Source organism: Nitrospirota bacterium, assembly GCA_030645475.1.
In the GTDB taxonomy this organism is placed as follows: domain Bacteria; phylum Nitrospirota; class Nitrospiria; order Nitrospirales; family Nitrospiraceae; genus Palsa-1315.
Window position 1 is genome coordinate 70,597 of record JAUSMA010000021.1, and the last position, 26,556, is coordinate 97,152.

Consider the following 26,556-nt stretch of genomic DNA (forward strand, 5'->3'; position numbering starts at 1 on the left):
ATCAACCAATCTATATTCTGAGACCTATTTTGGTTTTTCAAAGACAAGAATAGTCCCAAACGCTGGTCCGGCGAGCCTAATGTATCGAAACCATACCTTGTTGAAGCCATGGATAAGCCGCTTCAATGGCCGCCATGGCACAGCCACATACAACTCTGTAAATTGACCACATTCCCGTGCCTTCAGACGTAAACCCAGCCGTTCACATTCGGCAATGAGCCATGGAATATCTGTTTGCCGTGTTAAGAGCGTACCCTGGCTCGTCTTTTCAGTATACTCAATTCCTCCCGCAACCCTGTCGACCGTGGCCCGTTCACGACCGAGGAGCTTCTTGAGCCATCGCATTATCACCGCCTGAATAGAGTACATATTCCCTTCGCTTAAGACCAGCATGCCCCCCGGTGCTACGACCCGTGCCAGTTCTGCCAATGCTCGTTGCAGATCTGGAATATGCATCAACACGCCCCAGCAGATGACATAGGGAAATGACCTGTCGGGAAACGAAAGTCCTAATATATCTTCTCGCTGTAACGTAATCCGATTCTGAAATCCCCGTTCGCGAACTGTCTTCGCAGCAAGTTCCAACGCGTTGGCCGCGTAGTCGCTGGCAGTCACTCGGAACCCTCTGGCCGCCAAGAGCACCGATTTGGCACAGCTTCCACAACCTGCGTCCAGGATCATTGAGTCGGTGGGAGCATTCAAGCGCTTGGCAATCAAGTCAAATGCCATTTCGTAAAACGCTTGCATCTCTGCTGTACGATAATTCGCGACCCATTTCTGATGGATGGCTGAGTCTGAGTGCGCATCATCCGCTTTCTCGGTCAACTCGTTCATGTCAACCTCGACTTAGTTGTCTGTCCGGCTCGTTGAATTACTTGAGCGGCGATTGTTGTGTTATAGCGTTCCGAGGAAAATGCAGCCGCGATATCGATGGGGGTCTTGCCGCGAAGAATGATCTGTTGAAGAAGAATCAGGAGCGGCGAAAGGAGCGACAGGATGACCGCCGGCAGCCAGATCGACTTAAGATCCGGACGCTTCTTCAGCAACAGTGCGAGCAATTCCTCTCGTGTGGGGGCAGCTGGCTCCACAAGATTGACGACAGATGGTGCGGCATCGATATCCTGCACTGTTGACCGAATCACTTTCGCAGCAGTCCCCACGTCGCACAGACTCAGCCGGCTAGACCGAGGCCCCACCGCGACATAGACGGGTCCCAGCTCACGCCCGAGTCGTCCGGGTGGTTCAAAGTCTGAAAAGTCGACCAGCGGGCCAGGCCTTATGACCTTTACCGTCAACCCAAGTAGAGGCCCCTGCTCCATCACCTCACGTTCCGATTCGGCCTTGCCCCAGACATAGGGCCCCCGAGCCAGATTGCCGGCATCCACCGGCGTCCGCTCATCGAGCGGCCCACCCATCTCTTTACCGGTCTTCAAGATGCCGAGGCTACTGATATGGATAAACCGCTTGACCGAGGCCTTCGCCGCGCTACGGAGAAGGTTCTTTGTCGCCAGGACCGAGTTCCGCTCATGAGCCTCTTTGCCCCCTGCGGTCTCAGCCGCACAATGCACAACCGTCTCCACTCCTGATAAGACAGCCCCGTCGAAATCTCCGCCAAGATCTGCGCCAACATACTCAACCCCCGCCTGTCGCTCAGACGGAGGAGGCACACGCCGCCCAAGCGCGCGTACCGGCCATCCGCATTGACGAAGCTCGGCGACGACTGCACGGCCAAGCAGCCCCGTTCCTCCTGTAACCAAGACGCGGCCCTTCTTCACATCGGTCGGCGAAAGCTGTCGCTCGCGAGCGGATAGGTCCGCCTCCGCTCGTACCTCATATTCTGCCTTGGCGCTACGCAGCTTTTCCCCGACCTGTTCACACAAACGAACCGTCTCACGGATGGAAGAGGGAGACAGCGGCGGCGGAGTGCCTTGGCGAACGCTGTCATAAAAAGCTTCGATCAACTCGGCCAGACCGGGATAGCCCTTTCCTTTATGAAGGATACGCGAGGCAAACCCCCGAGTCGATCCGATCAGAATCTGCAACCCCTCCCGATAGGGGTTGGAAAGAATCGACACGGCTGACGTGCCAGGTCCTGGCAACTTCGTGAGCGCCCCCCTGACAAAATCCGCACGAAGTGATCCGCTGGTCCCCACCACACGAAGATACGAATCGATCGGACGTCCTCGCAGCGTAACGACCAATACCCCCGTGGTCTCGCCGGCCTGCAGAATGGCATGCACTTCCCCTTCAGGCCTGACCAGCATCGACTGCAGCTGCGGTGCCGTCCCGGCGGCTCCCCCTAAGGCGTCGAGGAGGGTGTAGACAGGATGCGGCAAAATATCGAGCAGTTGATCGATCGGAGACATCAAGGATCGCCCGTCGTTGGACTTCCGTACCGTTTTAAACGAAAAATAACTCTCCACATGGACCACACGACCGATGAGTGGAAGGGCCGCCGCCAAGGCCCGCGCCGGCGACTCGTACAACAACTGGTGACCGGCACAGACCGATCGCCCTGCGCGCCGTGCGGCATCGAGCACCGCCTCCGTATCGGCCAGTCGAAGAGTAAACGGTTTTTCGACGTAGACATGCGCACAGTGTGAGAGGCACAACATCGCCAACTCGGCATGAGTTGCAGGTGGCGTCGCGATGTGAACGACTGTCGGCTTGACAGACTTGAGCAAGTCGGAAACGGATGTAAAAAATGGCACATCCTGGGGCACCAGCCCATCCAATTTTGACCGATCACCGGAGGGATCGGCCAATGCGATGATGCGTCCGGCGCCATGCGCCTTGATAGCTTTGGCGTGATGCACGCCCATCTTGCCACAACCAATAAGAGCGACATCTACTGGTATCTGTGCGTGACCTTGTTGTCCCATGTCAGTCGATTCTCGGTTTATCACGGACTATTGCGCAATTCTTTCTTGAGGAATTGTCCTCAACAGCTCGAAATAAATCCAATCGTCCCTTCTATTGTTAACCGCGGCTTTACTCTAATGCATTTCCGCACATGACTCTAGCAATGAAACGTTTCACGCCAGACATGAAGATTCAACGCCGTCCACAACAACTCTGAATGGTCATGCGTACTTGACCGATGCTCCGTCACGATTCGACGCAGCGCCACACGATCGAACAAATCAGGGTCGGCCTGGTCTGGAAATGCCACAATCCTCGCTCCCATCCCCTCGTTCGACCGGAACCAACGCTCCAGTGGAACGCCGAAACCAGACTTTCGCCGATCGACGATTTCTGCTGGCAACAACAGGCGCGCCTCATCCTTGACTATAGCCTTGCCGACACCGCCTCTCAGCTTGTACGCAGTCGGCAGCCGATTCGCAAACTCAACAATCCGATAGTCCATAAAGGGAACGCGCGACTCGATACTCGCCGCCATGCTCATCTTATCCTGTCGATTGAGAATGGAAACGAGGAAACATTCCTGATCGAGGAGCGACAAACGGGCGACCGCATCCAACCCTAAATTGTCCGTCCCCTTGAGACAGGCCTGTCGATAATCGAGATTTGCGCCGAGTATCCGCGGACAAGCGGACGCCACGACCTCTGGACGCAGGACACTCGTGTTGTACATCAACGTCTCCTCGGGAGAGCAGCCGACGTAGCGATCGAGCTTCTCCACTCGATGGTCACGAGTTGCACGGCCCCACATCTTCAACAAGCTTCGTATCGCGCTCGGAATACGCCGGTACAAGGATGCGATCCCTGGAATTCGATAACGGGGATACCCGGAGAACAACTCGTCCGATCCCTCTCCGGTCAGGACCACCGTGACGTGCTGCTTGGCCAGACGGCTTAACGCAAAGATTTGAATCGAATTGGCAAAGTTCAGGGGTTCGTCGTTATGCCATACCATCCGGGGGAAGAGCTCACTAAACTCGACATGGCTCAGAGTCAGGGGGTGATGAATGGTTCCATACTTTTTTGAAACTATTGCCGCATAGGCACTCTCATCATATTCGGGCTCGTCGAATCCGATCGAAAAGGTGTTGACCGGACCTCCCTTGAGTTTCGAGGCTATCGCGGTCACGAGACTGGAATCGACCCCGCCGCTGCAAAACGTCCCGACCGGCACATCGCTGATCAGACGTAGCTTCACGGAATCTTCAAGCAAATCCGCAAAGGCCTGTCGTGCGTCCTCATAGGTCATCTGCTGCCGGTCGCCGGAAGGCCTCGGAGACCAATACTGCGCAATCCGCAGATGGCCGTCGCGAAGCGTCAGGGTGCAGCCAGGGGGAAGACTCATGACGTCGCGGAACAGGCTCTCTGGACCGGCGACCTGACGGAAGAGCATGTACTCGGCCACGGCCTCTTCCCGGCAACGAGCAGAAATCATCCCGCTCGCAAGGACCGCCTTGATTTCTGAACCGAAAATGAAGCCACCCGGCGCAGAGGCATAATACAGAGGCTTCACACCCATGCGATCCCTGGCAAGAAATAGTTGGCGGCGTTTTTTGTCCCAGATCGCAAACGCGAACATACCGTTCAACGCATGGACGCAGGCCTCTCCACGCTCGGCATAGAGATGGAGAATCACTTCGGTGTCGCTCTCGGTCCGAAAGCGGTACCCCTTCGCGATCAACTCTTGTCTCAATACGCGGTAGTTATAGATCTCACCGTTAAATACGATACAGAGCGACCCCTCTTCATTCGACATCGGCTGGTGCCCGCCACCGAGGTCGATGATGCTCAGTCGGCGCTGTCCGAGCCCAACAGGGCCATCGAGATACAGCCCCGCGTCATCAGGCCCCCTGTAAGCAAAGATGTCTCGCATCTTCGTGATCAGGTCCTGCTCACATCGCCTTGCAGGATCAGCATAGACCAAGCCGACTATGCCACACATACGTCTTGTTCCCTTCTCTTCAAACCAATGGAAGAACTGGCCCGGTCAGATACCTAGTGGAACGTGGGAAGTCACCCATTTGAACTTTCCGTTTGCCGCTGGTTCCAGCCGGTCCACCATCTGCACCTCAACCCGGACATCCTGCCCCAAACGGGCCTTCAACTCAGTGATCAGATGGAGCGTATGTTCCGGTGTATAGGTCGGACCAGGAATGAGTTTCACGATCACGGTCTGACAATCCGTTTGCACGATCTGCGATCCCTCGATGCAATCAAGCGGTTTAAACGGATGCGTCAGCACAGAGGGAGAGATTAGCCGACCGTCTTTCAAGGTGAGCACATCTTCGGCCTTCGTCGTCACGTCATCCATGATGTTCAAGCCACGTCCACAGGAACAGGGCTTCTCTCTCAGGCTCGTCATGTCATTCGTCACGTAACGGATCAGCGGCATGGCCATGTTATGCAAGCTCGTCCCGACCAGTTTACCCACGGTACCGAGCGGAACGGGATGCCCTTGCTTGTCAACGATCTCCGAGACCCCGTATTCCATCGCCAAGTGATGTCCTTCATGCCGCTCGCACTCGCTGGAAAAGACCACCCGCTCGGCCAACGCGTAGTAATCGAACACGCGGCAGGCAAACCGTTCCTCTATCACCTGACGCTGAAAATCGTAGAGCGTTTCGGACGACGTAATCACGGCTCGGAGGGGAAAGGTCTCGCCCCGGCTTTGCAGAAACTTGGCCAGCACATACAGCGTCGAGGGATACCCGTCGAGCAGCGCAGGCTGGAAACGGGTTAACGCATCAAAGTAGGCCGGGAGATTCTGTTTCGAGAAGTGAAACGACGATAGCAACATCTGATTGTGGCGCCGATTCATCCGCCAAAATGGCGGCCCCTTCTGTTCCAGCGGCACGATAACATTGCCGCGAGCCACCCCGATTCGATCTCCATCCCGAGCCAGACGGCACCCTGCCCATCGATAATGCCGATCGAGTGCCGCATAGGCCATCCACACATTATCGGCATCATACCCGACGGTCAGCGGAGTGCCGGTCGTCCCACTCGTATGACCAGTCCGCATCGACCCACGCGACACACTCCTGGAACGTAAATCATCAAAGTGTGCTCGGACATCGTCGCGAGTCAGCAGCGGCACCTTGGGCAAATCGCCCTGGCCTCGAATATCGGACGGTTTCAACTTACACTCATCGAACCGGCGACGGTAGAACGGAACCGTCTCATAGGCATGCTTCACAATGGCGCGCAGCCGCTCATCCTGATAGGCTTCCAGCTCGCTACGCGAAAACCACTCAGCCTTGGCCAACAGATCTCGGAACTCGCTAAATCGTCCGGCATACCGTTCACGATCGAGTAAGGTGCTGTACCCCGTCAAGATCAGGTTCTGCCCCCAAACAGGGGCCAAACTATAGAGAGCGGCTAAATAGCGATTCATCGCGCCTTCCCTCCGCTCTCCATTGCGCGACGATACGCATCCAGGAGCTGTCCACCGATCGTGCGCCAGGAGTACCGGCGCTCGACCAATTCGCGAGCGGCGCGTCCCAACTCAAGTCGGCGATTTCGATCTCCCAGCAACATAACCGTCTTTTCCGCAAACTGTTTAGGGGTATCCCCCACCAACAGATGCTCGTCTGGGCGAACGTCGAGGCCTTCGCAACCGATCGAGGTCGATACCATCGCTTTGCCCATGGCCATCGCATCTAATACCTTCAAGCGAGTCCCGCCGCCTACGCGCAGAGGCACGACATAGACTGATGCATCTCGCACCAGCGGACGAATATCTGACACATATCCCGTCACCACTATTTGAGGATCAATTGCCGCCAGCGCGACGAGATCCTTCGGCGGATCTTGCCCGACGGCAAAGAACCGCACGTCCGGCACCCGCTGCTTGATCAAGGGCCAAATGTCCTTCAGGAAGAACATGACGGCATCGCGATTCGCAAACATATTCATGCCGCCCGTATAGATAAGCGCCGGAAGATCGCTCCCTTGACTCGGCGAGAAGTACTCAACATCGACACCATTGGGCACAATTGCCGTGCGAAGGCCCGGAACCTTTTCAAGAAGGGTCTTCTCGTCCGGCTGTGAGACGAAAATATTGACATCAAACGCCCCGACCTTCTCCGCCTCATACGCGCGTAACTTCCGGGTTTCTCGCTGCAAAAATCGCCTCGCAAGCGGTCCTGTTTCGGCACCGGCCCGGCGCTCCATCAGCTGCGACTCAATATTGTGATGAGTGACAACCGTGGCAATCGGCCGCTTCTTGCCTAGAAACCGAGCCAGCGCAATGGTATCGACATGAATGAGATCAAATTTCTGTGTGTCGATCAATTCAGAGACTCGCCGCTGGAACGCTGCTGATCGGTGTGCCAACACGCTGAAGGGGCTCGAAGAGAATGCGCTCGCAGCCAGCCCTGCGAACCGATGAATCGGGGAAGCCTTGGGCCAGAGCGGAAAATACTCCACCGCCTCACAACACTTGAGAAGAGCTGCCCGACTCTCCTGAATCGACGCCTCCGTAGGAAGCACATCAGGATGTACAAACGCCAGCAAATGTACCTGCGCGTTACGCCCTAGCTCACGCAACAGATTATAGCCACGCTGAAGTACACCACCGTGAGGAGGATATGGGACAATTTGGGAGAGAAACAACACTCTCAGCGGTGTGAAGCCAGGCGTTCGGTTGATCACCCCAAGACCTCCAAATAGAGCCGTTCATAATCCCGTGCCATCCGGTCCGCCGTAAATGACTGATAAAATGTTTTCTTGGCTTCGTTCCCGAGCCGAGCTCCCAACTCTGGCTCATGAATCAACCGCGATAGGGCACTTACCATCTGATCAATATTTCTGGGATCGACAAGAAGACCGTCTCGATCATGGCCAATCACCAGTGGGTTCTCCCCGACACGAGTGACGACAATCGGCTTCCCTGCGGCCATTGCTTCCAGCACAACCACAGACATGGCCTCCCAAAGAGAGGGCTGAAAGAAAACGTCAAGTTTGGGAATTAACCGCGCTGCCGCGTCTTTGACCCAGCCGATCAAATAGACGGTATCGGCTAAACCAAGCCGTTCGCACTTTTGCTCAAGCTCTTTTCGAAGGGGCCCTTCACCGGCCACAATAAACGCCACCTTCTCCCCCTGACTCTTCAGCCGGGCCGCTACATCCAACAAAAATGTAATGCCTTTTTGTTCATACAGCGTGGCAATCGTTCCAACCACCAACCGCTTCTCCGTCCCGATGACGGACTGGAGATCAAACTCTTCTCCCCTATCTGACAGGGTGACACCATTCCATATTTTCCTCATCTTGGTCGAAGACACTCCGTAGGCCTGCTCGATCGTTTTCCGCTGATGATCACCGACTGCAACTAAACAATCCGCAACCCTGGAAAAAACCCGCTCCATCAACATCCGTCGCTTGTCATCATGGGGGTAATTTCCAAAGTGAAACGTATGCACCAATTTGACGCTCGGACAAAATATCTTACAGAGTGCGGAGTCGGTGAGGGAATAGGTCGTGTGGGAATGGACGATGTCGATCTTCTTACTGCGGATGACCTTCAAAAGCTCCAAGAAAGAAAGATAGTTGGCTCTCTTGAAAACCTTCGATGGAGGAAGCCCGACAATGTCCACACCGGCACGATGGAGGTCGTCGCCAATGTTCCCGCGCTCTTTGAGGTGACACACACTGACGTTGAATAGACGGCGATCGAGTGTGTGGCAGAGGTTTTGAATGACGACCTCGGTCCCTCCGATCCAAAGGTTAGAAACTACGATCAAGAGATTATACTTGCGTTTAATATTAGCCTCCCGAGAGCTCTGGCCTGGACGATTTTCACTAATTTTCACGAGCGAACTTCTTTCGTTAAGATGGGATGTCACGGGTCTTCTTCATTGCACAGACGCTCCCCGAAAGACCAGAGGACGACCTTCCTGCGGGCTTCGAACGACCGCTTCTGACGCGATCGCCTCCTTACAGAGTTGTCGCCCACACTCCAGAAGCGCCGCCAGCATATAGATGTGCGGATAATACGGCGCCGAGAGAAAGGCTCCGCCAATTGCAAAGGCAACCATGCTCGCATTGAGAGCAATTACCAAATTTCGACAGGTGACGTCCCGCTCGGTCCGGCGCGCTTTCATTTCGCGCGACATCCGTTCGCCCGCAATGAAATTTGATAACATGATCCCAAATAAGAAGATAATGCCGGGAATGCCCAACTCCCCAAGGATAAGGAAGTAAGAGGAATGGGCAGTCTGCCAAGGAATGTCGCTACTCCCCACTCCCTCCGGCCTATATTCCACCCCATACTTGACGGGGAAATGCCCCGCCCCAACGCCTGTAATAGGATGGTCCGCCACCATTCTGAGCGAAGCTCCCCATACTGCGATCCGGCCCGCAGCCGACCCCTCCATCTCATCGCCGGTCTTAGTCATCGTTTGCATCCGCTCATAGAATTGCGGCGGTGCAACCGCCACAATGAGAAATAGCACGAGCACCATCCCGATGACCCCGATAATCTTACGGTCGTTTTTTGCCCAGTAAAAGAGCGCCACGCAGGCTAACGCAACGATCCCTCCCCTTGACTGGGTTTGCACGACTGCAATGATCAAAACAGCCAGCATACCTGTATAGAACAGCTTCCTGATAACTCCTTGGGATTCTGAAATCATGAACAGACAAAGGGGAATAGCAATATTCACCGACAGTGCGAAATCGTTGCCATCGCCCAGGAATGCACCAGTGGCAATATAGTGCCTTTCGCCATCGCCCGAAAACATCTCTGGCGTCAAAGCTCCGACAGCAAGATGGACCAGGATCAATGTCGTGAATAATCCCTTAACCCTATCAAGGTCATAGATTTCTTTTTTGAGGACGATAAACATGAAAAAGTATCCGAGCACCATTTCGAATACGGTAATTGCATACATTTTCACGTCACAGATAAGACCTGAAATGACCAGCAGAAAGAGAAGGAACATGATCCAATGGGCGCTTGGGCTTCCCAAGACATCGGGCATTTTCACTTTCTTAGTAAATACCGACCCGAACAGGACAGCGAGGGGAACGAGCGAGTTTAGGTGAAACGCGTTGAGGGCCGGAAAGTAACTCGATGGCCGGATATACTCTAATGCGAAAAATAGCAGCAGCCCGTAGTACACCATTTTCTACGCCTGTCCCATCATCATCTCAACGTAGATCGCTTCCAACTTGCGGGTCCTCACCTGGAAATCAAAGTTCTTCTTCACCATGTCTTGCCCTCGACCAGCCATGCGCTTCCACACCTCTGGTGCGGCAAGGAACTCGAGAATACCCGCTGCGAGCGCGGCAGGTGAATGTGCCGGAACCAACCGTCCGGTTTCTCCGTCCGTGATGACCTCCGGCGTACCGCCTACCCTGGTCGCCAATACAGGCACTTCCATGAGCAACGCCTCTAACGCCGCATTGGGGAGTCCCTCAGTATGGGACGGAAGCACCATGAGGTCGATGTCTTCAAGCATTCGCTGCGGGTCTCTGATGTATCCAGGTAAGTGAACAGAATGTTCGAGGCCGAGGGCTCTGATCTGTTCGCACAACTTGGGCCGCTCTGGTCCATCCCCAATCAGAACCAGAGAAACTTTATGGCCCCTGCTGCTCACGATACCAATAGCGTCGATGAGGTCCGCATGGCCCTTCTCAGCACTCAACCGTCCGATGCTTGCAATCACCGGACTGGAAACCGAACGCCCAACCACCTCGGTGAGAACGCCTCGTCGACCGGTTCGACGATAGCGCTCAATCACGATGGCATTGTGTAACAAGCGGATTTTCTCGGGCGGCACCCCCGAGCCTACAAGGTCGCGCTCGATTTGTTTCGAAACTGCGATCACTCGATCGAATCTGCCCACGAGGCGTTTGTCTATCGCGGTAAGCACTCGCTGCTTAAACCCATTCCCGATCCAACCATGCAGGGTCGTCACGATTGGGACGGAATGGAGCTGCGAAGCCAAATACGTAATGACGTCCGATTTCACCTCATGTGCATGCACAATATCGACCGGGAGCGTTTTCACGAGGTCGATGACCCGCCCGATCAAACGAGGATCATATTGATTGAACCCCCGAAGAAAATGGACTGGCATCTCAAGACGTCTGGCTTCAGCCGTAAAGGGGGATTCACCCGACTCGCCACGGATCAGAAACACCCCGAGATGGAGCCGGAATCGCTCACGCGCTATGGCTCGATGGGTCTCCAGAATAGTCTTACCAGGCCCACCAATTTCGTGGGTATCTCGCAAATGAAGGACATTAAGAGGCCTCACAGAGAACCCTTTGATACAATTGTTGAACCGACTCAATATTCCTTGAAACGTGAAAATTCTTTATCAAACGGTCCAATCCATTTCGCCCCATAGACTGGGCCAATGTGGGGTCACCCAACAATGTGACGATCGCATCCGCAAGCCGTTCCCAATCGCCAGGAGGAAAAGTAAGACCAGTGCGGCCCTCTTCGATGATCTCCCGGACTGCACCAGCGCTTGCTCCAATGACCGGTTTACTGCATGCCATCGCCTCAAGGAGGACCATTCCAAACGGCTCAGGCAACACCGAAGCATGAATCACCACATCGAACATCATGAGGTGATCTGCCACATGTTTTTGAAACCCTGCGAAGATGACATGCTGGTCAAGATCGAGGGAACGGACTAGTTCCCGAAGACCACGTTCGTATTCCAGATGCTCTGGACCAGTATCTCCAACTAATACACATCGGACTGAAGGGAACGTTCTTCGAACTAAATCGATTGCGCGAATGACTGTGTGTTGTCCCTTCCACTCCTTGATATTTCCAACCATACCCACGATGGCCGCACCCGATTCGATCCCATAGGCACCGCGCAGCGCATCAGGTGTCGTGTGGCGCTGTTTTGCATCGGGATCCATTCCGTCATAAATTGTCAGCAAATTTCCATAGTCGATTCCTCGCTCGCGCATATTTTGGCGAACCGCATTAGAAATGCAGATGACGGCGTCCAATCGTTTCGCAAAATACTTAGCTGCCCTTGAAAAGCTTGCGTTAATTCCACGTTCATGCACGACACATTTGATCCGAGCAAGCCTCGCAGCCAACATCCAATCATGGTTATACTGAATCGTATTATTCAGATGAACGATCTGCACCCCTTCCCGTCTCAGGAACCACGTACGAGTCATCGCAGTAAACACGAATTTTCGAAAAAAATTGAGCACTCTCTGGATCGCCAATCCCGCTGTCTGAATAAAGCGAGGCACTCCAGGCCGAGCAGAAAGACTATCCCCAAACGTAAACGATGTTGGCTTAGGCCATATGAACGTCCGTATTCCGGCTTCATGAAACTCCGGAAGAAGCGAATGCGTATTCTGAAACACAACCATAGGCTCAAAGCGACTACGATCTAGCCCCTTCACAAGATACAGAAGACAAAAATACGACCCGCCGACAGTGCCATCGGCGTTACCCTCACAATATAAGACTTTAGCAGGGACTTCGCTCATGGGGCTTCGCGAACCGGGAAAATTGACAATCTGTGACTCGCCAACTGCGTCTGGATATCTCGCAGATTGAAGAGGAGGCACAGCGAAGCGCCGACTACTGTCACCAATACCAGGCCTGGCACGGAGTCACTTACAACAAATGATTTGACAGCGATAAGAACTGCGGCCAACACCGCACCCTGCACGATGGCGACTCCCAACGGTTGAACTGTGGCAATGACGGGAACCCCGATCACTCTACGGGATAAAAAGACGCCAACTACAAACTGAGCCGCCATCGGCAAGGCCACTGCCGCACTCGCACCGGCAAGGCCGTAGGAAATGGTCAGTGGGTACAGCAAACCCAGCACGAGAACAAGCCGCGAGGTGTTCATATAGAAATCGATGTGAGGTTTACCAATCGCGTTATAGAGATAGCCATTCAGCATCCACAACGCCTGGAAGCATCCGAAAATTGCCAAAATCTGCAGTGGTACCGCGGCGGCAGCCCATTTGGCTCCATACAACGCAGTCACAATGTCGTGGGCAAGCACCACAATTCCAACCGAGATCGGCACAACCACAGCGACAACCAAGCGGACCCCCCGCACATACTCTACCCGCAACTGCACCAAATCGGCTTGGAGCTTGCTGAACATAGGGAAAAGCACCTTCGCGATCACCTTCGATAAATTTGTCGAGGGGATATTGGCCAAGGTATAGGCCACCGTGTAAAACCCCAGCGCCTCCATGCCCAAGAGCTTCCCGATCATCGCGCTGTCAAGCTGATTGGTCAAGAAAACAACAACTGCTAACCCCGTCATGAATTTCCCATATGAAAACAACTCTCTGGCAATCACGGGATCGAAACGGAAACGCGGTCGTCCAGGCACCATCACGTACGACAATACCACCGAAATAACAGAAGAGATGAGCTGGGAATAGACGAGCGCCCAAACATCCCGCAGCCAATACGCTAATCCTAACCCTATTATTGTACTGAGCACCCCACCAACTTGATCCAGATAGGTCAGACGTTTAAAATCCAACTCTTTCTGCAGCGCAATTGTATTAATATTATTGAAGCCCGTTAAGATAAAACTGATCCCAATCACTGCGACAATCGGTTGCAACACCGCTTCATTATAAAACGCTGCAACCAAGGGCGAGACGAGGAACGCAATCACTGCCAGCCCGACACCACGTAGCACCCAAAGCGTAAACGCCGTATCCCTGGCGTCTTCGAAACGCTCCTGTCGATGAATCAGCGCGGCACCGAATCCCGTTTCGGTAAAGATCTCGATCCCCCGAATCACCATCGAGCAGATCGCCATGAGCCCGAAGATTTCCGGCGTCAGGAGTCGGGCCATAATTATCGAACGGAGGAAGGAGAGTCCCGCACCAAGGACACTCGACAAGGTAACCCACACGCCAGACCTGATCGCCTTGTGTTGCAGCGATCCATCTGACCGATCCAGGAATCGGCTGAGTCTCTTAAACAAGTCCACCACTACAAATTACCTTTCCCGCGCCCACAGATGTCCGAGTAAGCCGCTACCAAGAAAAACATCCCTGCCTAAATCATCAAATCAATAATGCGACAAAAACTCACAAGAGCTGACTAGGGGAGGAGACTCCACTAGTTAGATCGTCCATAGTCGGTTCGGCATTGGAGCATGTAACCTATCGCATTTTGAGGACAGGTGTTGGATTAGACAGACTCTGGTTTTGATCCTACCGTGGCAAACAGACTCTTGAGACACAGGCTCACTCGATCAAAACACTCTTCAAAAACGCTGGGAGGGCCTCCGTAGGGGTCTTGAATATTGAAGGCAGCGTAGCCACGGTACTTCGCCGACTCTTTCGGATCCAACAACGGGAGAAGAAACAGCTTCTCGTGATGGTGCTGAAAGGATGATTGGAGCGCTGCATATTGCCAAGCTTCCATGGCAATGATCATATCGTAGGACTCCACAAGATCCAGTGAAATCGATTGTGAACGATGCTTTTCAAGGTGAATGCCGTATAGTTTCGCACCGTGGATCGCATCGTTCGGAGACGATATGGACTTAGGGACATCTAACCCGGCTGACCCGAACTTCATTCCCGAAACTAGACCTTCACCCTGCATCTTTAAGGCAATATGCTCAGCGAAAGGACTTCGACAGATGTTCCCTTTGCAGACGAACAGCATGGACCGAGGATTGGCAGGGATAGCAGGCACATAGATACGTGGGCCACGAAGCGTCCAATAGAGATCAACCAACCCTCGCTTCAGCAATCTTGCGGCTGATCTCATCGACGCCCCTCCAACTCAGAGCGAACAGACGCCTCTGCCAGGCCACTAAGGCGACGAAGCCACATGCTGCACTGGTCCAGCATGTCCTCTTCCCACTCACGGAATGAAAAGATATGGTTTGCATCTTGTGTCACATGGATCTCATACCAGGAGGTGTACGATTCTAATTCGGCACGATTCCGCTCCACGAATTTCTTCTCAAACTCGTAGTAGAGTCGATCCATTCCGGCAAACACCAGATACACGTACCGCGACGTGGAAACCATCTGGCGAAAAGCAGGAGCAAAATAGGGATTCGTATTGTCCGCCTCTTCGCTTGGGCTGGACGAAGGAGAGGCCTGCCTTGCAGGCTTGAGTCGTGCCAGAACCGGCTTGAGCAACAACCGCGCGATCAGCTTGTAGTCACTTTGAAAGGTCACAAAACGGGCCCACGAGCGCCAGGATCCGAGAGTCCACAACTTTCTGAGGTAATCGTCACGCATACCCTTCGACTGTACGTCGGTCATATATTTTGTGAAATCGATGCGGGACCCATCAATGATGACCGGGATTGCCAGCCCAAGCAGACAGATGACTCGCGGATCTCGTGCCCCGGCAAAGAGCCCAGTGATCGCACCACCGCACAATCCTGAAACGATAAACTGCGATGTTCCATAGGTCTGCTGCATCCAATCCATTGCGGCAATCGTATCATCGATGTAGCGGCCCACCTGGATCGCCCCATAGAGATCGGCTAAATACTCCTCGTGCACTTCCCCTTCTGAATCGCCCAGGCCGTAGAAGTCGAATCGTAGGACCGGGTACCCGAGCGACACGAACCGCTCCGTCATCTTCACGTATAGCCGGTGGGGAGCGACCCGCATCTTCACCCCCGGCGATAAGAGAATAATTGCGACGCCGGACTTGCAGGGGTCCGCAGGCTGGTGAAACATCCCGAACAGGCGGGCACCCGCCTTATTACAGAAGGTCACCGGAGTTACGTCACTGATCATCGTCCCTCCACCCACGCTGATGTTGTCTCAAACAGATTCGGTGCTGTCCGGTACCACTGTTTAATTTCTTTCCAAAACGGCTCCTCCACCACTTCACGAATATCGGCAGACGGATACGTCTCTTGTAACGCCTTCACCTCAGAGCGAATGGGTTGCCCTGCTCTTCCCATCTGGACGATCAAGCAGGGTCCCGCAAACCGCTTCCCCCCTTCGTTGAGCTTCACGGCCGAGGCTTGCTCGTAGCAGGGATAGGCGATCTCATACCCATCGACGTTCACCGTACGCCCCTCCTCCCGCATCATCCTGACCAAAGCCTCGCGGTTGTGACGAATCTCCTTATATATCGCCGTTTGGGTCGTCAGATTCACGCGGAGCAACTCCTGCATATACTTCCCGCCATCAACAATCGGCTCCCATAAGACGAGCTTGCCGACAGTCGGGCACCGCTCAGCCGCAAGCGCGGCGAGGGTCGCACCAAAACGCAGCCCCAGCAATCCCACGCTCAGCGCCGTCCCGCTCGACCGCTCTAGCAGCCTGATGGCACACCCGATATCGGAGAGCATCGTGTCCACTGATGAGTCTGAAAATTGTCCCTGGCTATCACCATTTCCCATTGCGTCGAAACGAAGCACCCATGCGCCGCGAGCAGCCAGCATTCTCGCAAACGACACGTACACCCGTTGCGCCCATAACTTCTCTTCGGCAAACGGATGGCAAAACACCCAACCCCATCCCGACGGGGCTGCAGCCGGCTCATGCAAGACGCCAAAGAGCCGATACGATCCATTCTCGAAAAACATCGGAGTTTCAATCGCTGAGGTCTTTATCTCTGGGAGGGTGTCCACAGTTCCTGCCGCACTCCTTTCCCGTATTTAAACCAGGCCACGAGAATCGCCGCATTGACCATCGAAAAATAGAGTGCGATCTTGCCAAAAAGCGAGTGCCGGATGTAGCTCCATCCTGAAAACGCTAAGAGGGCCGCTCCATAGAACGCGACCTGGACGATCACCACGAGATTAAACCATGGCGAGCCGAGTAGCGTGATCGAACTGGCCAGCGCCATAACCAGGAAAAATGGCACCGACCACCGCAAGGCCTTATGTGACAGCACCTCAAAGGCAAACATTCCAAAACGAATGGGGTTCAGCACTCGAACATAGGCAAACAATGTGGTCATCCCTCGAATCAACGTGCGGACCTTCCGTTCGAACTCCTGTTTGGAGTCCTTTACGCTGGTCATGGCGCCCACCGCTTCCGGCTCGCTGACTGCGCGAAATCCTTGTTCCACGGTCCTGAGTACAGAAAGAAAATCAGGCGCCAGACCTTCTAGGAACGGCCCGCAGAGTTCGCGCCGTTGTGCGTAGAACGATCCGCTCGCTCCCACGATGGAATGCACCTTCGACTCGAGACGCCGGACCAGTAATTCGTACCGCCCATACCAGGCTTCCCCTCCTGACTCAGCAATCTTGTCTTCTCCGGAAATACACCCGACTTCCGGATCGCAAAATCCCCGAACGATATGGCGCAACGCATCGGGCTCTAATTCAATCGCCGCATCCGAAAAGACGAGGATGTCATGTTTTGCATGATCGAGACCCGCATTCAACGCAGCCCCCTTACCCTGCCGTACTGGAAGCTCGATCAGGGTCATCGTCCCAGACGCTCGCATCTTGATGAGCTCCACCGTTCGGTCGGTGGACCCATCCGACACGAACAATACCTGGAGCCGATCAGCCGGATAACGAAGGGTCGCCGTATTGACGATCTTCCGCTCGATCCTTGCCTCTTCATTACAGACCGGAATAATCATCGATACTGAGGGATAAAAGGGGGCGTCTCCGTTCTCCCGCCGCCCCTGCCGTCCCAAAAAACGGCCCAGCGCCCACAGCACGACCGGATAGCCGAGATAGGGGTAGACGACACCGAACGCGGAGAGCCAAAACAGAACTTCTATCACTCGCACTGTCGTACTCCCGTCAATCATGATTCGAAAGCCATCGCTTGGCTTCGTGGATTCCCGGTTTCATGTCCGAAAGCCGAAAGATCTCATTGTACATATCCTTCTGCCACAGTCTCATAAAACGGATGATTGAGCGAAATCTTCCGTCATGTCCAGGAGGAAGATGAAGCACGTCCCGGCGCTTAAAGAGCCGCATCATCAACGCGTCGAGATCGCCTAAAAACCACCGACTTTTAACCCCGACTCGATAGGTATCGACCGGTTTGACCGGCTCATCCGCCATCGTCTGAAGCAAGAGAGCTGGAAAATCAACGCCGGCATCAATCGCCAGTTGCAATGACCCCCAAAAGCGGCCGTTGATTTCCATCAACTTCAAGGTCTGATCAGCCAGATCCATCTTGAACTCAACCATCGCCACCCCTTGCCATCTCAATTCATCGAGCAGTGCCTGGGCGTAGCGCTTGGCTTGAGGAGAAACCGGCACACTCTCACGGAGCACGCTCACCCCGCCAGACGGAGGCTTTTCACGGAGTCGCCGATGGCTGAACTGAGCCACCAGCTTGCCACGCTGATAACACATGAACACGCCGACACCGGGGCCAACGATCCGCTGCTGAAGAAGAATTGGATATTCACTAGGGTGCTTCGCGGCGAGAATCTCTGTGAGATCGTTCGCGTTTTCTGCGTAGGTCACAGATGTCGATTGCCACGTGCCATTCACAAGAATGCGTGACCGGTGGGGCTTGACGACGATCGGGAAAGACAGCCCCTCTGGCCACTGAGGGCGATCACCGGGTCTCGTCAAGACCACGCCGGTCGGAATGGGTATCGACAGCTTCTCCGCAAGCGCCAACACATCAACCTTGTTTGCCGCTCTATCGAACGTGGCAACGTCCGGAAACGGCACTCGACTGTGCTGCTCGAATGCGGACTTATGCTCGGCCACCAATGCCGTCGTAATCTCAGCGACCGGCAACACCACATCGATCTGCAACTCCTTCACCGTCCGTAGAAGCGTCTGGACAAACCCCACACTGTCCAGCACGGGGTCAGGATAGGTCACGCTCTCGACACAGTACCGCGAGGTCTGAGCCAACGACGGCTGAACCTTTTCTCCGACAACAATCGAGTGCCCCTTGCTCCCCAGGGAACGGGTAATCGCCAAGGCAGCGCGATTGTCACCGTCGGTCACGAGAATCTTCAAAATAACCCCACCACACGAGCGAGAAACATCGGCATACTTTCAGTTGCGGCTTGACAAATATTGATCCGCTGAAGAGCAAAGGGATTGTCGTCACAGCTGACACTTCTCCCTTGGGCGAGAAAGGCCAGACGGAAACCAGATGCCTTGACTAATCCCGCCACCTCGGGATTCCAATAGCCCCTCGGGTAACTGAAGGTAGGAGTACCACATTTGAGCCTCAGGTCAATAACCTCCTTCGAAAGCTGAATATCTTCACGAGCCTCCGCAATCGGCATCTGGCTAAGCAGACGATGTTCGGCGCCATGCCCCCCAAACTCGATCCCTTGCCGCGACATCGTATCGACCTGCTCCCAATTCATAAAACTGTCTATCCCCGTGCTATCTCCGTTCTCGACACGCAGCTCAATTCTCAGTTTTTTTAATGTTGCCTCTACCACAGAAGGAGTCAACCCTTTTCTATTCTTACTGGTTGCCTCAATAACGTGAGGCCTTGGATCGTCATGGCACACATCGAATATCTCTCCGAGACCGATGGGATCGATCAGGTCGCGGAGCCTCGTCTCCCTGGCGGGATCCTTTCTCGCCGTCATCACAGCCAGTACAAGAAGATGCACAAGCGCTTCTTGCCAAAAAAGCCGGTTCCTACCGATGAAGTTGACGGGGAGAAACACCACCGCCGGCAGCTCATACTTTCGAAGAATCGGCAGCGCATTGGTAAAGTTATCCGTCCATCCGTCGTCGAACGTGATCAAGCAGGACGAATCATCAAATGGAATTTTGCGGCTCATTCGATCCGCAAATTCTTCGAGCGAGAGCACCTTGAACCGGCGCTTCACTACAGCCATCTGCTCGGAAAATGTCTCCCGATCAACCATGATGGCAGGATGCGAACCGCTACGGGCACGTTCCTCCAGAGTCAAGACGCGGTGATACATGAGAATCACTGCACGGCGCTTAAGCGTTATCGACTGCCACAGCTGTAATAGACCCAGGGCATATAAGATGTGGGAGATGACCACTTTAATCGTGAACTTGACTCGCTCGCTCGCCGTCATCCGGCATTCCCTTCCAGTTTGTCTAACGCCACACGAGCGGAGCGCCCAAAGCGATCCGTTGGATTCCGTTCAATTTGGCGCTTAAGATACTCCATCGCTCGAACCTCGTCACCCATCTCGCGATAGGCCTCGCCCAGGTGGAGATCGATGCAGTAAATATGCGGGTTCAATGTTTTGGCCCGTTCAAGGAACACTAGCCCATCATGAACTCGGCCTGCCCGGACTAAAACCCACCCGTAGGTGTCGAGAATGTCTGGATTGTCCGGATCCATCCGGATAGCCTGTTCGGCATACCGTTCCGCCTGGACCGGATCCGCCCCCAGAAACTCAATGTCCAACCATGCGATCGTATTGTACAGCTCCGGGGACTGAAAACCGCTTTCTACTGCCAGCATGTATTCCGCCCTGGCTCGCTGGTAGTCGTGCTCCCGTTCATACACCATTCCACGATTGAAGTGTTTGAGATCATGGTACGTCTGCGAGGTCACTGCGGCGACCGGCAAAAGAAGGAGCACCACAATCGCAATAGTACGGCCCATGCCCAATCGCCCTGCCGTGACCAACGTCAGCCCGACCAATACGCCAGCAGCATCTGCCACCAGATCGCCGTATTCTGCCGTCCGCCCCATACCAAGCAGAGCCTGTTGCGCCTCATCCGCTACTGAGATGAGAAGGGAAAGACCTACCGCGACACACAACTTCTCCCATTCTTGATCTGGCCACGCGCGACCGCGCATCACACCATATGCCATCAAGAACACCGCCATGAATGCAAAAAAATGAGTCGGTTTATCCAGGCCAGGAAACTGGAGCCATACCTTCGAGAGCGTTCCCGCCACAACGTTCGGCAATATCAACAACACGGACAGCATCAGGAGACCCATCCACCACGGGATTCCCCTTCTCAGGCGAGCAGCGATCGCCCCTATACCTAGCCCGGGAGAACCGCCTCCTGACCCGAGGTGGAACTCGATCCACAGTCTGGTTTTCTTACTCAGCGACATGCCTATCCGTCCCCTTTACGAAACTCCTGAACATCTGCTGTGCACGCCTCATAGCGAATTGATGAAAATCTCCACTGAGGCTCAGGAACCCATGGAGGGACGTCGGGTACAGCGCCAATGAGGTCAAGATATGGCGATGGCGTGGCCACATAGCCTGCCATAGCTCCTCGGACCCGAGAAACTCATAGGCCTCAAGTCCTTGCTCGAATGCGTAACGGATAGTCTCCATCGTCAGCTGAATCCCGGGAGAACATCGAGCCCATTCCTCGTCATACCCAATTTTGAGCACCCAAAACCTTTGTGCGTCTTGAATACCGAGGATCGTGGCGATCGCCTCCCCCTGCACCTCCAGGAAACAGACACGAAGCGCCCCGCGATCACAGGCCATCTCACTGTACGCGGCAATGAACGTTCGCACGCGCTCGTTGGCAAGAAGCGCAGAACCTGATCGTGCTTTCCAACCGGCCCCTTCAATTCTAAAGGCTTCCTCAAGCAAATGCGGAAGGTCAGCTCGGGAGCTCGGACACTCGACCCTGACAACCACCTGGCCTAGCCGCTCCATTCGCTTGCGCTTTCGCTGATAGTCGTAGCGGCGTTGCCCTGAAATCGATCGAAAATAGTCCTCCCAGCCTCCCGTGATGCAGACGTACGCAGCATCCGCGGTCTTTCGACTGAGAACCACTCCGCGATAGCGAGTCAGCTCACGAAACGTGGCTTCAATCGGAGACTCAGCGGGAATCCTGGCAAGTACCGTCGGCATTCGAAGACTGATTATTTTTCGGACTAAATGCTGAAGCGACTCTACCCCGTCATAGAGAAATCCGCCAGGTTCGTAGAGCACCGACACCCCGAGCAATTCCAACCACTCAACCCCACCGCGTCTGACGACGACAAGTGGCGCCACAGCACATATCGCATCCTTCGAGCGCACCACCACGATTCGAAGATCGGATTCGGCGCACAGAGTCATCGCACAGGCGAGAAACCAGTCCGCGCCCAGGAGAGGACTGCCAAATCGCTCGGCAAGGACATCCCAGGCAGCCGCCATGCTTCGCATGTCGTCAACCCGAGTGAGCACATCCACTTCGTAACCATACCAATCCATACTGACGGAGCCGCCCAATTCTATGAAATCTGAGACTTGGTGTCCCGGGGATTGACGTACTCCACCTGATGACAATCACTCGCTCGAAGAAACGCTCTGGCCCTTCGATACACACGGCACGCAAAACCCTTGGCAGAAGGGGCAAATAGGGTAAGCGACCGATGCCAGCGCATCTCGTCGGTCCACTGACTCTCCCATTCATACGGCTCAGCAGGAAAGTCGAACTGCCTTACTCCCCGCCCGATAAGCTCCTCTACAAGTTTGGCCCGAAGAAACGTAGAAGGACTCAGCGGCCGCTCTGCGTAGTCATAACTCGTCTTTAAATAAAAGTATGTGTCGTTCACGATGAGCCCAAGATTGTAGGCAATCGGCCGATCGTCGAGAAAGAGAAACCTTAGATGAAGCCAGTTCCGTTGGAATGTCCGTTCGCAGAGATACCGATAGAAGACCGTTTGGCGAGACACAGCGGCAATGGAAGTGCCATGGGTCTGTTTCCACGATCGCTGCTCGATGGAAAGGAGCACCTGATAGGCTTCATCGATGCCAGTAAAATCTCCCTGATTCCGAATTTCTAGACGCCCATGACTCATCAGCTTTCGCTCGGTTCGTTTCAGGGCATTCCGGAAGCTGCTCGATCGCCGCCGGAGGTATCCTTCGAACGTTTGATCCAGCCTTAAAAAAAAAGACGGTTGCTCGTTCGTGAGCTCGAAGGCTTTCCGACGTTGGCGCAAAATTCTGCACCATAACTCGCCAAGCGGTTCCCCCTCCAAAAGCCGTGTCATATTAAACACGTCCCAACGAAGATCCAGACAATAGAGCGCATCAACGAAAGCGGTTAAAACTGGTTCTGACACCTCTTCGATCAGCAAATCACTATGCGTATTTGACAGCTCAGAAACGGGAAAAGCCGTGATAAATGTCTGCCCCAGCTGTTTCATCGGCCGCAACACCAACGGAACAATTCCGATAACGGTGTTGCGACGCCTCAAGACGATAAATACCAGATCATCGCTTTCTTGAACGTGAGACTCCATGAGTGCCGCCGTCCATTCGAAGGAGGTCGATGGCTGATTATTTCCATGCTCGACGAGACGATCCCAATCCTCCTTCAACTGGCGGAGCATGGCTCGGCCGCGATGAATTTCTGCCAGGACCATTCAGGCCCTCTTCCCGATTCGCAAGATGACCTCCTGCAGCTTCATGGCCACTCGACGAAAAAAACTCGGCAAAAACGTCAGGAACCAGAACCCCGGCACTGACAGACCATATCGCCGGCCCTCGACGAAAATTTTTCGCGCTTCCGTTTCATGTCCGGGATAACACATGAGCGCGACGCCAAGCGCGCGATGAAGCTTTCCCATTGTGGCATCAACCATGATCTTATTCTCTCGATAATAGGCAGCGTCCTGAACCGCATGCCGCTCCACGATCTGGAGCAATTGCCGCTGTTTGCTGATGAAGACGACAGGCCCATCTGCCCGCTTTGTCGTGGAGATTTGTCCATCATGATATCGAAGCTGATAGGTCGGGACATCGACGAATGCGATTCGATTGTGTTTGGCAATTCGAAGCACCAAATCGTACCCGTCAAATAGGGACAGGCCTTCATCGTGATATCCGACCGAATCAAGCACGCTTCGACGCACCAGTACCGAATTGGTGAACACGAACAGAACTCTGAGGTATTGATTGAAGATATGTCCGAAATGGATCCTCCGGTCCGACCACGAAAGACAGTCGATCCCGGCCTCCTTCAATGACAACGATGTATCGAAGTACCGGTCGTAGGTTTCGCCGTTTCGAAATGCAGGAGCGTGATACGTTTTCAGATGATACTCCTCCGCGATGCCGTCACCGAATCCCGAGAACTCCGAATACACCAAGCCGACATCGGGGAACTGATCCAGAACCTGCACCTGCAACGCAAGCTTGTGAGGAAGATACCGATCGTCGGAATCCAGGAACGCCACATATCTCCCCTTGGCGACTTTCATCCCCGCATTTCTTGCATGCGGCGCCCCACCGTGATTTGTTGTGACAATCGAGATTTTCGGCCGATACGGCTCAAGACGTTCAAGCGTGTCATCACTTGATCCATCATCGACGACGATCACTTCGACGCTCTGGCAGGTCTGGGCAAGCACACTTTCAATGGCCTCAATGAGGAGCGGGCCACGGTTGTATGTCGGGATGATCACACTCACATCCACTTGTGGTGTGGTCTCGGCAGACCGGTTGATACTCACGGCATTCCCCTCACCACGGATAGCAGTTTTTGCTTCAACGATTCCAGGAGGAACCGGCCTGAACCTCGAAAAATCTTCAGGCTCACCGTCTTTCGCGTGCTGTTGGTAAAGCGGCTCTTGAACGGCTCGTCTCCGATCGTGAAATCAAATTCCCGTCGTTGCTGCTCGATCGCATATCCGAGCAAATGCCGAAGCAGGACAAGGCCGGGCGAATGTTTCGCATACGTTACATCAAACGAGGGCTTGTACCACAACAACGTGCCGTTGTAATTAAATCCATAATGGATAGCCATGGGCTTCTCATTAAACTCGACAACTGAAAGCAGAAGCCACTCCTTGTCAGCCATGGCAACGGCGAGATCCCGGTAAAATATTCGGTTACGCTCCTTGAGGAATAAACTAGGACTCTTGCTGCCTGCCCATCGAGCGACGTGCTGCTCAAAGAACCCAGCTAGATACGGAATGACTGCCGTTCCAGTCAGGTCCTTGAACGCAAGGGACCCATTACGCTCAAAATAGTGTTGCCGCCTACGCAACCCCGCCTTGTTGAATATCTTAAGCGCTTCATCCTCGTGCCCTCTAATCAGCAACCTATGGCATTGAAAATGGTCTTGCACCAAGATGCGCTGGCCCGTGCGCTGACAAATGGCCCGAACCAGCTCGATGGTTGACGATTCGCTTGGGATGTTATTCAGCTCGATCACATCCCAGCGTTCACGCATCGCAAAGATCCCGTCGAAAATTTTTTCTAAAACCCTTGGTTTGTCACTCACCGCAAGAAAGTCACAATAGTCCGCCTTGCCATCTCCCATAAACCGAACCAGCCGTTCCCCGATTAGCCCTCGTTGAACCACTAAGGGGGCTACTCCCACCACTCCTGCGGTATTAGACACCGCCACGAGCATCTGCTCATACTGGTCCCCAAACGCCTTAAGCCAGCTCTTTGTCCATTGATGCGTCTGAAATATTGTGTTCGTTTCACTCCCAGCAATCAGGGCATTCCACTGTTTTTCATCAAGCCCGGCAGAATCAATCCCTGGCAGGAGACGAGCCTCCAACTCCGGTGACGGTGCCTTGTGCTTACCCCGGCCAGGCCCCAGCACAGCGGTCACGCTTCGCACCATCCGTTCGTGGTCCTGCAACGTCACATATCCATGTGTCGGGAGGGTCACGATACGACGGGCAACCTCTCGTCCTCCCACGACTTCCCGTTCACCATCTCGAATATGGTCTCGTAATTCCAGCACATCGCTGATCGCAGTCGGATACGAAGCCGTCGCGCCGATTCCATTTGCGCAAAGAGCTGCCACCACCGCATCTCGATATCGAGGATGAATCAGCATTGGAAAACGGAGACAGGCAGGAACGGCCCGTGGGTTGGGCACAATCGGATCGAGGTACGGCCCCCAGGGGAGATCACTCATCAATCGACCGGCATTCTCGATGCGCCGGGCGTTGATCGCATCCAGGCGAGCGAAGAAACGGCGGCCCATCGGTGCCATCCATCCATCGTACTGCGCTAGAGGATAATCGATGCGACAGGCAGTGGTCCCCAGGCCCAGAAACGGAAGCATATTGGGCAGCCAATATCGCCGAGGGTGCAGCAACGCCGCATACACTAGGAGCTTCGCAATATGGATTAGCGATTCACCCGGCGCACACTTCGGCAAGGTGCGCACTTGATCGTCAATCGCCGCCGCGATTCTCTCCGAGTTCGTCACGAGGATCCCGCCGTCGATCGAGGTAATATTCTTACCTTTATCGAGGCTGTAAAGGCCCACGTCGCCCCAAGTCCCAGATGCTTGACCGTCGATCGATCCCCCGAGACACTGAGCCGCATCGTCCACCACAAACACGCCGCGCCCCTTCGCCCACCGTGTGATCGCCGGGAGATCGCTTGGCAAGCCATAGAGGTTGGTGGCGACGACCGCCAGCACCCGTGATCCGTCGATCGTCTCGAGTGCACCAGGAGCAAAATCCAGCGTGGCCGGATCGACATCGGCAAGGCGTACCTTCAACCCGGCCTTGACCACGGAAGATGCGACCGAGAAACAGGTGTACGACGGGATAACCACTTCATCCCGTCGCCCGCCATCCAGCGTTTTCAGTGCGAGAAGCGCGAGCGTCAACGCGGCTCGTCCGGTTGAAACAAACACGCAGTACCGGACCCCGAAGCGCGCGCGAATCTCTTTCTCGAATCGTACGAGTGTATCGTCATCCGTCAGCACATGCCGAGCCCACCACGCGATGTCGGCAATGCCCATCGGCGTTCCCGCTGGCGGTACGAATCGAAACACCGGCATCTTTCAACCC

General features: G+C 54.4%; 21 protein-coding genes. All 21 read right to left on the reverse strand.

The features are described 5' to 3' along the window. Positions 1 to 24: 24 nt before the first annotated feature. The 21 genes from Q7U76_06285 to Q7U76_06385 all read right to left on the reverse strand — a co-directional run bounded on the left by Q7U76_06285 (position 25) and on the right by Q7U76_06385 (position 26,546). Positions 25 to 834, reverse strand: a complete 810-nt coding sequence (locus Q7U76_06285) for a class I SAM-dependent methyltransferase (protein ID MDO8355980.1) — start codon at positions 832 to 834, stop codon at positions 25 to 27. Then, positions 831 to 2,882 carry a Gfo/Idh/MocA family oxidoreductase gene (locus tag Q7U76_06290; protein MDO8355981.1) on the reverse strand — a complete coding sequence of 684 codons (2,052 nt, stop codon included), beginning with the start codon at positions 2,880 to 2,882 and terminating at the stop codon, positions 831 to 833. The genes Q7U76_06285 and Q7U76_06290 overlap by 4 nt, the downstream gene beginning before the upstream one ends. Positions 2,883 to 3,019: 137 nt before the next feature. Next, the gene (gene asnB, locus Q7U76_06295; GenBank protein ID MDO8355982.1) at positions 3,020 to 4,864 is read right to left on the reverse strand and encodes an asparagine synthase (glutamine-hydrolyzing); all 1,845 of its coding nucleotides are present in this window, start codon (positions 4,862 to 4,864) and stop codon (positions 3,020 to 3,022) included. Between the two features lie 45 nt (positions 4,865 to 4,909). Then, positions 4,910 to 6,316, reverse strand: a complete 1,407-nt coding sequence (locus tag Q7U76_06300; GenBank protein ID MDO8355983.1) for a hypothetical protein — start codon at positions 6,314 to 6,316, stop codon at positions 4,910 to 4,912. Further along, positions 6,313 to 7,575, reverse strand: coding sequence for a glycosyltransferase (locus tag Q7U76_06305; protein MDO8355984.1), 1,263 nt, complete (start codon positions 7,573 to 7,575; stop codon positions 6,313 to 6,315). The genes Q7U76_06300 and Q7U76_06305 overlap by 4 nt, the downstream gene beginning before the upstream one ends. Beyond that, complete coding sequence (locus Q7U76_06310) at positions 7,572 to 8,735, reverse strand: glycosyltransferase family 4 protein (GenBank protein MDO8355985.1); 1,164 nt, start codon at positions 8,733 to 8,735, stop codon at positions 7,572 to 7,574. The genes Q7U76_06305 and Q7U76_06310 overlap by 4 nt, the downstream gene beginning before the upstream one ends. Before the next feature lie 42 nt (positions 8,736 to 8,777). Further along, positions 8,778 to 10,049 carry an O-antigen ligase family protein gene (locus Q7U76_06315; protein ID MDO8355986.1) on the reverse strand — a complete coding sequence of 424 codons (1,272 nt, stop codon included), beginning with the start codon at positions 10,047 to 10,049 and terminating at the stop codon, positions 8,778 to 8,780. A gap of 3 nt (positions 10,050 to 10,052) precedes the next feature. After that, on the reverse strand, positions 10,053 to 11,186 hold the full coding sequence (locus Q7U76_06320) for a glycosyltransferase family 4 protein (protein MDO8355987.1): 1,134 nt from the start codon (positions 11,184 to 11,186) through the stop codon (positions 10,053 to 10,055). After that, a complete protein-coding gene (locus tag Q7U76_06325) occupies positions 11,173 to 12,399 on the reverse strand; it encodes a glycosyltransferase family 4 protein (GenBank protein ID MDO8355988.1) in 1,227 nt (408 codons plus the stop codon). The genes Q7U76_06320 and Q7U76_06325 overlap by 14 nt, the downstream gene beginning before the upstream one ends. Further along, on the reverse strand, positions 12,396 to 13,808 hold the full coding sequence (locus Q7U76_06330; GenBank protein MDO8355989.1) for a lipopolysaccharide biosynthesis protein: 1,413 nt from the start codon (positions 13,806 to 13,808) through the stop codon (positions 12,396 to 12,398). Before Q7U76_06330 ends, Q7U76_06325 begins: the two co-directional genes overlap by 4 nt. 281 nt (positions 13,809 to 14,089) lie before the next feature. After that, positions 14,090 to 14,677 (reverse strand): hypothetical protein, encoded by a 588-nt coding sequence (locus tag Q7U76_06335; GenBank protein ID MDO8355990.1) that lies wholly within the window; start codon positions 14,675 to 14,677, stop codon positions 14,090 to 14,092. Next, entirely contained in the window at positions 14,674 to 15,669 is a 996-nt protein-coding gene (locus Q7U76_06340; protein MDO8355991.1) for a hypothetical protein, read from the reverse strand. The genes Q7U76_06335 and Q7U76_06340 overlap by 4 nt, the downstream gene beginning before the upstream one ends. Further along, complete coding sequence (locus Q7U76_06345; GenBank protein ID MDO8355992.1) at positions 15,666 to 16,514, reverse strand: alpha/beta hydrolase; 849 nt, start codon at positions 16,512 to 16,514, stop codon at positions 15,666 to 15,668. Before Q7U76_06345 ends, Q7U76_06340 begins: the two co-directional genes overlap by 4 nt. Continuing rightward, positions 16,493 to 17,626: a glycosyltransferase family 2 protein gene (locus Q7U76_06350; GenBank protein MDO8355993.1), complete on the reverse strand. Its 1,134-nt coding sequence runs from the start codon at positions 17,624 to 17,626 to the stop codon at positions 16,493 to 16,495. The genes Q7U76_06345 and Q7U76_06350 overlap by 22 nt, the downstream gene beginning before the upstream one ends. 19 nt (positions 17,627 to 17,645) lie before the next feature. After that, positions 17,646 to 18,833: an ATP-grasp domain-containing protein gene (locus Q7U76_06355; GenBank protein MDO8355994.1), complete on the reverse strand. Its 1,188-nt coding sequence runs from the start codon at positions 18,831 to 18,833 to the stop codon at positions 17,646 to 17,648. Continuing rightward, positions 18,830 to 19,888 carry a polysaccharide deacetylase family protein gene (locus tag Q7U76_06360; protein ID MDO8355995.1) on the reverse strand — a complete coding sequence of 353 codons (1,059 nt, stop codon included), beginning with the start codon at positions 19,886 to 19,888 and terminating at the stop codon, positions 18,830 to 18,832. Before Q7U76_06360 ends, Q7U76_06355 begins: the two co-directional genes overlap by 4 nt. After that, positions 19,885 to 20,760 carry a VanZ family protein gene (locus Q7U76_06365; GenBank protein ID MDO8355996.1) on the reverse strand — a complete coding sequence of 292 codons (876 nt, stop codon included), beginning with the start codon at positions 20,758 to 20,760 and terminating at the stop codon, positions 19,885 to 19,887. Before Q7U76_06365 ends, Q7U76_06360 begins: the two co-directional genes overlap by 4 nt. A 118-nt stretch (positions 20,761 to 20,878) precedes the next feature. Further along, complete coding sequence (locus Q7U76_06370; GenBank protein ID MDO8355997.1) at positions 20,879 to 21,997, reverse strand: GNAT family N-acetyltransferase; 1,119 nt, start codon at positions 21,995 to 21,997, stop codon at positions 20,879 to 20,881. 20 nt (positions 21,998 to 22,017) lie between these two features. Then, a complete protein-coding gene (locus Q7U76_06375) occupies positions 22,018 to 23,154 on the reverse strand; it encodes a GNAT family N-acetyltransferase (GenBank protein MDO8355998.1) in 1,137 nt (378 codons plus the stop codon). Further along, complete coding sequence (locus Q7U76_06380) at positions 23,155 to 24,243, reverse strand: glycosyltransferase family 2 protein (protein ID MDO8355999.1); 1,089 nt, start codon at positions 24,241 to 24,243, stop codon at positions 23,155 to 23,157. Continuing rightward, positions 24,240 to 26,546, reverse strand: coding sequence for a GNAT family N-acetyltransferase (locus tag Q7U76_06385; GenBank protein ID MDO8356000.1), 2,307 nt, complete (start codon positions 26,544 to 26,546; stop codon positions 24,240 to 24,242). The genes Q7U76_06380 and Q7U76_06385 overlap by 4 nt, the downstream gene beginning before the upstream one ends. Positions 26,547 to 26,556: the final 10 nt, after the last annotated feature.